The sequence below is a fragment of the Pseudoalteromonas sp. 2CM36K genome, assembly GCF_023161865.1.
GTDB classification, from domain to species: domain Bacteria; phylum Pseudomonadota; class Gammaproteobacteria; order Enterobacterales; family Alteromonadaceae; genus Pseudoalteromonas; species Pseudoalteromonas tetraodonis.
The window spans coordinates 17411-27918 of the sequence record NZ_JALNTK010000030.1; the positions used below are offsets into that span (position 1 = coordinate 17411).

A 10508-nucleotide genomic window follows, 5' to 3' on the forward strand; every position below is an offset into this window, starting at 1 on the left:
GTGGTAGATAAGCGCTTTATACTCATCGCTTTGAATAATTTTTTGAGAGTGTATTATTAAAGTTCTGCATAAATTTCATATAACAAGTTGTTAAAACTTTATAGGTTTTTCAAAAAATGGAGTTTGAAAATGCGAAAAGAGTTCGAATTCACGGTCAAGGGTCATAAAATTAAAATTGTTAACTCATGGTTTGGTGGTGCAATACTATATGTTGATGGCGATTTTCGTGATCAAGATTCTACTTTTATTGCTAATGGCAAAACGGCACTTCTTTCAGCTAAACTTGCTGACTTTGGTATTTTAGAGATTTTCCCCATATCTGCTTTAATATCTGTAGAAATGGATGCATTTTTAATTACGGACGATGAAAGGTTGCAAGTATACAGCTCACATAAGCGTTTAACCTTAGCACAGCAGCGATTAGCAAAATAAACACATAGGTAAAATATGAAACTATTAATGGCCCCTTTAATACTCATTATTGCTGGATGCAGTAGTGTTGCGCAAAAAGATGAACAATATTCGCCGTGCTCTGAGGCGTGGTTTAACTATGTTGAGCAGCAAATTAATACCGGTGACGGTTATGGACATGGGCCAGACATTGGCTCTTTAGAATGGCGCTCTGTGATCATGTTTAAACTCGGTATTAGAGATAAGCCAAATGTACCAGAATTAAACACACAGCTGTGGTGTCAGTTTATTGATGAAAATTATATTTAAAGCCAGCTTAACTTTATGAGTTAAAATTTGTTTAGTTAGGTTGGGTTTATAACCCAACCTTGTATCTACGTTATATAACTTAACGCAGAGCAGCTTACAGCTGCTCTTTAACTAATCCCCAAATACTTATGTACTTGAATTGATAAGCGCCAGTTTTTAGCGATACAAGTATCAATGGCTAATTTAGTGGCTGAGGCTTTTTGGCTGATTGGCTGCAAATATACCAGTTTTGGGTTTACGCCGGTGGCGGTAAATAGCTCTTCCAGTTCTTCTACGTGTTTTTGCATAGCAACTGGGTGTTTAATTTCATCGGCGCGTTGCATGGCACTACTGAGTACTTTGTAGCCACCGCGCATATTAATTTTTGGCGATACCGTGACCCACGTTTGTGCAGGGGCGAGTATTTCGAAGGTGCCACTGGTTTCTATTTGTGTGCTAAAGCCATGATCATGCAGTAAATTACATACTGGATTTAAATCGTACATGCAAGGTTCGCCACCGGTTATAACAACATGCTTGGCGGTATAGCCACGGGACTTAAATAATTCAAGTACCTGCGCTGCGCTCGCCTCAGCCCAATGATCTGAGTCGGCTTTTTTTTCTACCGTGTCATCAAGTGATACTTTATATACGTTATCAACATCCCAGGTTTGCTTTGTGTCGCACCATGAACATCCCACAGGGCAACCTTGCAGGCGTAGAAAAATAGACGGCGTACCAGTAAAACTCGCTTCACCTTGAATGGTTTCAAACACTTCATTAATTTTGTACAAAAGAAATCTCACTTACAACCTGACGGCAAAATTGTTACTATTAGAAATCACAAAGCACGGTGCAAAAATTGTCATTTATGCCTTGGCCGTGTAGTATATCGCGCCCTGATATAAACCTCTATCAAAACTAAAGAGCAAACCACGTATGACGCAAAAAGTAGTTGTTATTTATTCCGGCGGTATGGACTCATTTACTGTATTAAATAAAGCCCTGCAGCAAGGCCATGATGTTTATGCCCTCTCGTTTGATTATGGTCAGCGTCATGTTAAAGAACTTAAAGTCGCCGCCAGCGTATGTGAAAAGCTAAATGTACCGCACAAAATTGTTGATATATCGGCAATTAATCAGCTTATTGGTGGTTCGTCGTTAACAGACGATATTGATGTGCCAGAAGGCCATTACGAAGAAGAAAGCATGAAAAGCACCATTGTGCCTAATCGCAACATGATTTTACTCTCTTTAGCGGTAGGTTATGCGGTGTCGCTTAAAGCAAGCAAAGTATATTACGGTGCGCATTCGGGCGATCATGCTATTTACCCAGATTGCCGCCCTGAGTTTGTTAAAAAGATGGATGATGTGTGTCGTATTGCAAATTACGATGCGGTAGAAATTTTTAGCCCGTATTTAAATAATACTAAAATCGATATTTTAACCGATGGTATTAAAATGGGATTAGACTACAGCCAAACATGGACCTGTTATAACGGTCGTGATAAGGCCTGTGGCAAATGTGGCGCTTGCCAAGAACGTTTAGAAGCCTTTGAGCTGAACAACGTAACCGACCCGCTTGAATACGAGTAAAGTTTAAAATAAGCACACTATAAGGCTACCAAGGGTAGCCTTTTTTAGCATGAAAAAACATTAAAGCCAGCGTTTTACCCGCGATTTGTAATCCTCAAATTGCTCACCAAATAACTGATGTAACGCCCGCTCTTCGGGAATGATTTGAAACAGCGTTAAATAACCAACGTAGCCCACAATACCTAAAAAAGCCCAAATAGAGCTTAGCCACACGCCCCACCCCGCCAGTATAAAAGCAAAGCCTAAATACATAGGGTTACGTGAGAGTTTATATACCCCTGAGGTAACTAAGCTTGTTGCTTGCTCAGGTTTATTTGGTAGTACCGTGGTTTTGGCTAAACGAAAACTGACGACCCCGGCAATACAAAAGAAACAACCTATAGCGACTAATCCTAATGCTAGGTAAGTTATGAAGGCGGTAAAGTCTATTACTGTGTAATGCGCAATAAGTGCCATAACAGCAGCGAAAAATACCACAACGACAACCGGTGGAATTTTATTATTTAACATACCTATTCCTTGTATCGATTAAAAAAACTACATGGTTACTATATGGTGGCGGCACAAATAATAACAATGACTTTATAAATACAAATAAAGTTACAATTAATTAGCTTTATCGGCGCTTAATTATGGTTATAATTTAAACTTAAAATAAAATTAAAGGAAGTAATTATGTCTGGCACAACAATGATAGTTCTCATTGTACTTATTTCTGTCGGTTCGGGGGTTATTTACGATATGTATAAAAAGCACCTTGAGTTTAAACATAAAGTACAGGACAACAACCAAGACGCACACAAACAACTAGCTGAGGTAACCGCTCAAGTGAGTGAACTTAAACAACGAGTACAAACACTTGAAGCCATTGTTACCGACTCAAGCTATAGCGTAAAACAAGAAATAAACAAACTATAGCCGTCCCTTAGTTATAAATAATTAGGGTATAAATGTGCATTTTCTGGCTGCTCTATACCATGGGCAGCTAAAAACCCGCCAATGGCTTGTCCACACCCTTGAGGTGCCCTGCCGCTGTCTATTTCAAAGTTTAACTGATTCGCCTCTTGCTTACCCATAGAACATAAACTAACTGAACTTGGTGAACGCATGGCAATGCTTAACTCCCCTACCTGCTCTGCGTGTACATCTTTACTAAAGCGCGCAAAGCCTTGGTATTTAAAATGCTCACTCACATACTCGTTACTTACAGCAACCAGTGCGGCAATAAAGCTATGTAAAAAGCTGTTGGTTGTTGCATCAGGTGCTAAAAATGACAAGGTTTTATTATTAAATTCGCTTAGCTGACAACTATCGCAATGAAGTTTAACCGTATACACCTGCTCACCGGTGATTATTGCTTGGCAGTTAATTAGCGCAATTTTATTATCCGCAAACACCAGGCGCTCAATCAGGTCGTTCAATGGAATATTTTTAAACGATATGCTTTTAACAAGCTCAGGGTTTTGCGCCATAACGGGTAAGTCATGATGATTATTAAATGGCGTGCTAGTTGCGCCTTGATGCTGCAGCTGAAAAAGCTCTCTTACTTCATGCTCGCGTGCCACTTTCAATGCTAAAAATGCTGTTTGAATAAGCTCTGAGGTTGGCAAATTTTGCTCTACTGGCCAGCGACGACCAAACAATAACTTTTTTGCTTTGTTCTCAGCACGGTAATTATCTGGACTAAGTACCGCCACTTGCAGATAAATATCACTGTTTTTTTCTGCAGCTAACACACTAAAGTGGTTGGAAAAACTAATGTCGTTAAGCACTTCATTAACGCTGGCTAGCGTATGTTTGTAACGTAAAAAATGCTGGGGAACAATCCAGTTATTATTGGCCAATTGCACTAACGGTGCATACGAAATCGGTTGCTCGTAACTGTGTTGCCACTTTTGCCCATCGCCCAATAATGGCTCAATTTTTATATTTTTATCTGACATATTTAAACCAAATAAATCCGCCTGATGGCAAGATATTAACTATGAAGCACTTTACGTAGTTAATCACAAAAACCGATCACACTGACTTAGCATTCAAATACTCGTTGATACTCTGTTATAACTTTTTGATAGTAAAGTCTATCTTTATTGAGCATTCGAGTATAATGGTTAAGCAATTGCTGCTGATATTGATGATGTTGTGGATTGTGTTTATCCCACATTTGAGCACCGGTTTGAGTGAGTGTTTGGCTGGCATTTACACTAACGTGTAATACTTCGTAAAAACGTTTGTTTTCAACAATAATTTGCTCGTTTTCGAGCTTTAAATTACAGGCTTTTAAACCTGCACGCACTTTGTAAAGATGCTGAATGGGGCAAATAATAAAACTGAGTTGGTGCAAGCTTTGCGGGTTGTTGGCAATAATTTGTTCAATAAGCTTTAAACATAAATCGCCCCCCACACCAGCAATAACCACCACTTGCTTTGCAGCTGTTGACAATTTAATCTGCGCAACATCTTCGCAGCGCACTTGCCATGAAGGTAAAGACTTTCCTTGCTCAAATTGTTGCAGCGACTGTTCGAGCGCTTCCATTAACGTTGGAATAATATCCACAAAATTTATATGTTTTGCTATACCGCGCTCAAGTAACGCCATCCCTAAAAAGCCATGATCGCAGCAACAATCCCAAACAATATCGTAAGGCTCTGTAATTAATGAATTGATGGCGTTTAAACGTTTACTCAGTTTCATTTAACTCACTATGTTTTTGTTTTGTACACCAATGCTTTTAAGCTTTTATCGCTATCAATTTCAATAAAGCGATCAGTCGGTTCTAGGCGTTTAACAAACTCAATAGCACCTTGAGTATGTTCTTGAATAAGTGCTTTAAAGTCATTTTCGGAAAGCTCTGGGCTATTAGCGCATAACAACAGCTGTGTAGTGTCGTTTAAAAGCTCAGGGAGTCTGCGCAGCACTTTTTGGTAGTCTTTTGTTAATATAAAACTGCCTTTTTGAAAGCTGGGTGGATCAACAATAATTAAATCAAACGGTGCGGCTTTTTTTAGCTTACCAAACGACTTTAAAATATCATGCGGTAAAAAACTGACGCCCCTATCAACATTGTTTAATTGATGGTTTTGCTTACCGACTTTTAACACGCCTTTGCTCATATCCATGTTCATCACATGATCGGCACCGCCGTGCATAGCCGCTACCGAAAAACCACAAGTATAAGAAAACAGGTTAAGTACTTTGGCATGTTTACTATTGTGCATGACAAACTCACGGCCTTTTCGCATATCTGGAAAAATACCGGTGTTTTGCTTACTCATTAAATCAACCAAAAAACGCACACCATTTTCGGCTACGCTATGGCGCGCGGGCAATTGCCCATGCACTAAGGTATTGTGGCTTTGCAGCCCCGCTCGCTGCTGATACACCAATGCAGTAATTAGCTCTGGATGATGTTGTTGTGCCCACTGCCATAACGTATCGGTGAGCGTAGTGAGTGTAACCTCATCAATTTCACTGTATGACACCAAAAACAAACTCGGTGGATAAAAGTCTAAGTTAATATGGCTTAGCGCTTCTACGCTGTGGCCGCGACCATGAAATACGCGGCATAATTCGTTATCTGCAAAAGGCGTGTCTGCTAATGCATTAATAAGAGGAGTAAAATCGATTGTCATTTAATTAATCAACTGTTGTAGTTCATGTATTTCGTCGCGTACAGAGGCGGCTTTTTCAAATTCTAAATCACTGGCGTAGGCATGCATTTTGGTTTCAAGCTGCTTAATTTGCGTGGCAATTTCTTTCGCACTAAGAATTTTTTTAGACTCTTTACGAATAAGCTGCAAGTTATCTTGTGGTGAGGCATCTTCACCTACATCCATTACATCAAATATCTTTTTAACCAAGGCACTGGGCTCAATACCGTGCTTAACATTATAAGCGTGTTGTATTTCTCGGCGTCGGTCAGTTTCTTCAATGGCTTTGGCCATCGATTTAGTGATTCTATCGCCGTATAAAATAGCACGACCATCAAGATGGCGAGCAGCACGGCCTATGGTTTGAATAAGCGAGCGAGCTGAACGTAAAAAGCCCTCTTTATCGGCATCTAAAATAGCAACTAGTGCCACTTCTGGCATATCTAAGCCTTCACGTAGTAAGTTAATGCCTACTAACACATCAAACACACCGGCTCGTAAATCACGAATAATTTCAACCCGCTCTACAGTGTCTATGTCAGAGTGTAGGTAGCGTACTTTTACATTATGTTCGCTTAAATAATCAGTTAAATCCTCAGCCATGCGTTTGGTCAGGGTTGTTACTAACACGCGCTCTTTTGCTTCAACACATTTGTAAATTTCTGAGAGTAAATCATCAACCTGATCGCCTACCGGGCGAACTTCAATAACAGGGTCAAGTAAGCCGGTTGGACGAATAACCTGCTCTGCAACTTCGCCGTTGCTGCGCTCTAATTCAAAGTCACCCGGGGTAGCCGATACATAAATGGTTTGTGGTGCAATGGCCTCAAACTCTTCAAAACGCAGTGGCCTGTTATCCATAGCTGAGGGCATTCTAAAACCATATTCAACGAGGTTTTCTTTACGGCTTCTATCGCCTTTATACATGGCACCAATTTGCGATACGGTTACGTGCGATTCATCAATAATCATTAATGCATCATCGGGTAAATAGTCCAGTAATGTTGGCGGTGGATCGCCAGGTGTGCGCCCCGATAAGTAACGACTGTAGTTTTCAATACCGGAGCAATAACCAAGCTCGGTCATCATTTCTATGTCGTATTGGGTACGCTGAGCTATGCGTTGCTCTTCTACTAACTTATTAGCGCTGAGCAATTGTGCTCTGCGCTCTTTAAGCTCAACTTTTATTTTTTCGATGGCTTCGAGAATTTTTTCTCGTGGCGTTACATAATGAGTTTTAGGATAAATAGTGGCACGCACTATGTGTTTTTCGACGGCACCGGTTAGAGGATCAAAAATACTTAGGCGTTCAACTTCATCATCAAACATTTCTACACGCACTGCATAGGTGTCTGATTCAGCAGGAAATATATCAACAACTTCACCACGAACGCGGTATGTACCGCGACTAAAATCAATATCGTTTCGCGTATATTGTAGCTCTGCAAGACGGCGCAGCATGTCACGTTGGTCGACCTTTTCACCCACTTTTAAAAGCAGCATCATTTTCATGTATGAATCAGGATCGCCCAGACCATAAATCGCCGATACCGATGCAACAATTATAGTATCGCGACGCTCTAACAGCGCTTTAGTAGCGCTGAGCCGCATTTGCTCAATGTGTTCATTGATGGATGCATCTTTTTCAATAAAGGTGTCACTGGCTACCACATAAGCTTCTGGTTGGTAGTAATCGTAGTAAGATACAAAGTATTCAACCGCATTGTGTGGAAAAAATTCTTTCATCTCGCCGTATAATTGAGCCGCTAAGGTTTTATTGTGCGCCATAATAATAGTGGGGCGATTTAAATCACTAATGATATTAGCCATCGTGAAGGTTTTTCCCGTCCCTGTTGCACCTAATAAGGTTTGATGAGCAAGCCCTGCTTCTAAACCTTCGCACAACTGAGCGATAGCGGTAGGCTGATCCCCAGCGGGTTTAAATTTTGATTCTAACTGAAAATGATCGCTCAATGACTACACTCCTGTAATGCTTGACTGCTTAACGCTTCAATTTCTTTCATAAACCACTTGTAGGCTACAAATGCTGTAAATAAATTACCAATGGTCGCGCCAATAAACAAGCCGATTAAGCCTGCAAGTTCGTTCCCGATATACGCAAAGGGAATATAAAAAACAAACAACCGAATAACGCTCAAAACTAAGGCGTTCATGGGTTTGTGTAAAGCGTTAAACGAGGAGTTGGATAAAATGATCACTCCTTGCAAGCCATAACTTAATGGGATGGTATAAATAAACAATTTTATGACATCAACAACGGCTTGCTCTTTACCAAATATTTCACTAATGACGCCAGAAAACATAATTAATAAAATATAAATAACAAACTGCCATAACATCACAAATTTTAAGGTTCCTAGGTAGGCATCCTTTACGCGAGAAAAATGACTCGCTCCAAAGTTTTGACTAATAAAAGGGGGCAAGGTCATCGACAAGGCTAATACCACTAAACTCGCTATTGATTCTATTCGACTCCCTACCCCAAAAGCAGCCACGGCTTCGGGGCCATGATGAGCAACCAATGCCGTCATTACTGCCATAGCAACTGGGGTGAGCATGTTAGCACCCGCTGCCGGTAAACCAATTTTTAAAATTTTACGAATTGCACCAATAACAGTTTGTTTGCCCGCTTTTAAACTAAGCAACTGCTTTTTAACAATTAATATGTAAAAAATAATCGCCACTCCAACAGCCCAAGCTATAACACTGGCAATGGCAGCCCCTTTAATGCCTAATGCGGGAATGGGACCAAAGCCAAAAATCAGCATGGGATCGAGTACAGCATTTATAAGTCCAGCTCCCCCCATAATAATACTCGGTGTTTTAGTATCGCCACTGGCTCGCAGTACAGAATTACCAATCATTGGGGTAATTAAAAATACACTGCCTAAAAACCAAATACTGATATATTCATGAATTAGCGGGAGTACTTGCTCCCCTGCCCCAAGCAACGTAAATATGGGATCAATCAATAAATAGCCACTAGCAGATAAAATTAATACTAATATTACCGCTACCAACAACGAAACACTGGCATCAAAGCGCGCTTCTTCTAAATTGTTACTGCCTAATGCTTTTGCAATAACCGCAGAAGTCCCTATACCTAAACCAATTGCTAAACTAATCACGGTAAAAGTAACAGGAAATGTAAAACTAACTGCAGCAAGCGGCTCTGTACCCAATAAACTAATAAAAAAAGTATCAACTATGTTGAACATCATCAGGGTAATCATCCCAAAGATCATTGGAACGGTCATTTTCTTTAACGTAGGCAAGATTGGAGCAGTGAGTAAATCAGGGCGAGTATGTGATTGAGAATGTGCGCGCATAAAATAAATAAGCCTCTTTTACTGAGCTGCATATTTTAAAGCATCCGGAGAGTTCAAGCCATGCTTTATTAAATCTAAACAACTAAATCAGCCTTTAATCTACAAACTATTACTTTTACGCTGTTGTAAATAAATTTTGTACAAACACATTAAAAATCAAATTAAATACACTTATGTAACTTTTGCAACATTTACCTTTTAGGTTTTGTTGCTTTATTACACAGTTAGCGATGATACTTTATCGTCACGAAAAATTTTATTTATCGTTTAGGTGGCTATCTAAGCTGAATCATAAGCCTTTGTTTTTTTTTAATATATAAAAAAAAGCTTTTTAATACTTGAAATCGTTGTAGCGCCCTACAATGCTGGAGGTGCTGATGTTCTTAAAGTTTCATAAACAGAGTTATCCACAGAAACCGTGGATAACTCAATCAACCCCACGTTTATAAAGGGCTACAACGTGGTGCTAAATTGTTAGATCATTTGGTTTTTTCCGTTACCAATATGCAAACAGCGTTGTATGCCCCCGTTATGTGTATGAAGGTGATATTTTCTTAGGCTAATATCAGTAAGTAACACATTCAAACAGGTAGCTAACTCATTGATTGTTTTATTTTTGTACAAGGCATTGCTGCAGTCAAAATTTATATTATGTTTTAGCGCTAATTTTAGTTTACGTAACTAATACGCATTTAGTTCAACCGTTTTAACGTACCAAAATAAAAAGGAGCCATTTATTTTAAATAAGTTAATTATCGCTTTATAAAAAATACAGGAAATAGAACGCGTTTTTGCTATTAAAAGCCGTTTTCTTAAATTTTACTCATCACTTTATTGCCTCAAATTACAAACTTCATGCAAATATTGCCCTGTTTTTATAAAACAATATCACTGCGCTTTACTTAAATAGTGTTACAAAACGCGCAGATTGCACATAAAAACAACGAATAGACCTCTTTTTTGAATTTATGATCTTTTATATGTTGACACTTTGCTATGCGGTCATTAATATTTCGCCCCGTTGAAAGGCAAGACGCTTCCCCCTTAGCTCAGTTGGTTAGAGCGACGGACTGTTAATCCGCAGGTCCCCCGTTCGAGTCGGGGAGGGGGAGCCAAGTTTTTCAGCCATAAACGATTCCCCCTTAGCTCAGTTGGTTAGAGCGACGGACTGTTAATCCGCAGGTCCCCCGTTCGAGTCGGGGAGGGGGAGCC

11 protein-coding genes and 2 tRNA genes are annotated in these 10508 nt (G+C 39.7%); 6 read left to right on the forward strand and 7 right to left on the reverse strand.

Features of this window, described 5'->3' with window-relative positions:
• Positions 1 to 129: 129 nt before the first annotated feature.
• Both MTN97_RS16310 and MTN97_RS16315 read left to right on the forward strand, forming a co-directional pair.
• A complete protein-coding gene (locus tag MTN97_RS16310) occupies positions 130 to 432 on the forward strand; it encodes a hypothetical protein (RefSeq protein WP_138627478.1) in 303 nt (100 codons plus the stop codon).
• 15 nt (positions 433 to 447) lie between these two features.
• On the forward strand, positions 448 to 720 hold the full coding sequence (locus MTN97_RS16315; RefSeq protein ID WP_069439667.1) for a hypothetical protein: 273 nt from the start codon (positions 448 to 450) through the stop codon (positions 718 to 720).
• A 107-nt stretch (positions 721 to 827) separates the two neighbouring features.
• Here MTN97_RS16315 and queE read toward each other — a convergent pair whose 3' ends face one another.
• Entirely contained in the window at positions 828 to 1493 is a 666-nt protein-coding gene (queE, locus tag MTN97_RS16320) for a 7-carboxy-7-deazaguanine synthase QueE (protein ID WP_069439668.1), read from the reverse strand.
• 145 nt (positions 1494 to 1638) lie between these two features.
• Here queE and queC point away from each other — a divergent pair, with 145 nt between their 5' ends.
• Positions 1639 to 2295: a 7-cyano-7-deazaguanine synthase QueC gene (queC, locus tag MTN97_RS16325; protein WP_013465272.1), complete on the forward strand. Its 657-nt coding sequence runs from the start codon at positions 1639 to 1641 to the stop codon at positions 2293 to 2295.
• Between the two features lie 60 nt (positions 2296 to 2355).
• Here the strand turns inward: queC and MTN97_RS16330 are convergent, their stop codons facing one another.
• Complete coding sequence (locus tag MTN97_RS16330; RefSeq protein WP_013465273.1) at positions 2356 to 2805, reverse strand: methyltransferase family protein; 450 nt, start codon at positions 2803 to 2805, stop codon at positions 2356 to 2358.
• Positions 2806 to 2970: 165 nt separating this feature from the next.
• Between MTN97_RS16330 and MTN97_RS16335 the strand changes: the two genes are divergently transcribed.
• The gene (locus MTN97_RS16335) at positions 2971 to 3213 is read left to right on the forward strand and encodes a hypothetical protein (RefSeq protein ID WP_008110174.1); all 243 of its coding nucleotides are present in this window, start codon (positions 2971 to 2973) and stop codon (positions 3211 to 3213) included.
• A gap of 11 nt (positions 3214 to 3224) precedes the next feature.
• Here MTN97_RS16335 and MTN97_RS16340 read toward each other — a convergent pair whose 3' ends face one another.
• From MTN97_RS16340 to MTN97_RS16360, 5 genes are all read right to left on the reverse strand, one after another.
• The gene (locus MTN97_RS16340) at positions 3225 to 4238 is read right to left on the reverse strand and encodes a hypothetical protein (RefSeq protein WP_248474894.1); all 1014 of its coding nucleotides are present in this window, start codon (positions 4236 to 4238) and stop codon (positions 3225 to 3227) included.
• 86 nt (positions 4239 to 4324) lie between these two features.
• Positions 4325 to 4990, reverse strand: a complete 666-nt coding sequence (locus MTN97_RS16345) for a tRNA (adenine(22)-N(1))-methyltransferase TrmK (protein WP_138627481.1) — start codon at positions 4988 to 4990, stop codon at positions 4325 to 4327.
• A gap of 8 nt (positions 4991 to 4998) precedes the next feature.
• Positions 4999 to 5928: a class I SAM-dependent methyltransferase gene (locus MTN97_RS16350; RefSeq protein ID WP_036982163.1), complete on the reverse strand. Its 930-nt coding sequence runs from the start codon at positions 5926 to 5928 to the stop codon at positions 4999 to 5001.
• On the reverse strand, positions 5929 to 7920 hold the full coding sequence (uvrB, locus tag MTN97_RS16355; protein ID WP_248474895.1) for an excinuclease ABC subunit UvrB: 1992 nt from the start codon (positions 7918 to 7920) through the stop codon (positions 5929 to 5931).
• Positions 7917 to 9296, reverse strand: a complete 1380-nt coding sequence (locus tag MTN97_RS16360) for an MATE family efflux transporter (RefSeq protein WP_036982158.1) — start codon at positions 9294 to 9296, stop codon at positions 7917 to 7919. The genes uvrB and MTN97_RS16360 overlap by 4 nt, the downstream gene beginning before the upstream one ends.
• A gap of 1038 nt (positions 9297 to 10334) precedes the next feature.
• Between MTN97_RS16360 and MTN97_RS16365 the strand changes: the two genes are divergently transcribed.
• Positions 10335 to 10411, forward strand: a tRNA-Asn gene (locus MTN97_RS16365).
• 21 nt (positions 10412 to 10432) lie between these two features.
• Positions 10433 to 10506, forward strand: a tRNA-Asn gene (locus tag MTN97_RS16370).
• Positions 10507 to 10508: the final 2 nt, after the last annotated feature.

Excerpts from the sequence above, each read along its gene's own strand:
- MTN97_RS16350 (WP_036982163.1), bottom strand. The coding sequence starts at position 5,928 with ATGACAATCGATTTTACTCCTCTTATTAATGCATTAGCAGACACGCCT.
- MTN97_RS16330 (WP_013465273.1), bottom strand. The coding sequence starts at position 2,805 with ATGTTAAATAATAAAATTCCACCGGTTGTCGTTGTGGTATTTTTCGCT.
- MTN97_RS16335 (WP_008110174.1), top strand. The coding sequence starts at position 2,971 with ATGTCTGGCACAACAATGATAGTTCTCATTGTACTTATTTCTGTCGGT.
- queC (WP_013465272.1), top strand. The coding sequence starts at position 1,639 with ATGACGCAAAAAGTAGTTGTTATTTATTCCGGCGGTATGGACTCATTT.
- MTN97_RS16310 (WP_138627478.1), top strand. The coding sequence starts at position 130 with ATGCGAAAAGAGTTCGAATTCACGGTCAAGGGTCATAAAATTAAAATT.
- MTN97_RS16315 (WP_069439667.1), top strand. The coding sequence starts at position 448 with ATGAAACTATTAATGGCCCCTTTAATACTCATTATTGCTGGATGCAGT.
- MTN97_RS16345 (WP_138627481.1), bottom strand. The coding sequence starts at position 4,990 with ATGAAACTGAGTAAACGTTTAAACGCCATCAATTCATTAATTACAGAG.
- MTN97_RS16340 (WP_248474894.1), bottom strand. The coding sequence starts at position 4,238 with ATGTCAGATAAAAATATAAAAATTGAGCCATTATTGGGCGATGGGCAA.
- MTN97_RS16360 (WP_036982158.1), bottom strand. The coding sequence starts at position 9,296 with ATGCGCGCACATTCTCAATCACATACTCGCCCTGATTTACTCACTGCT.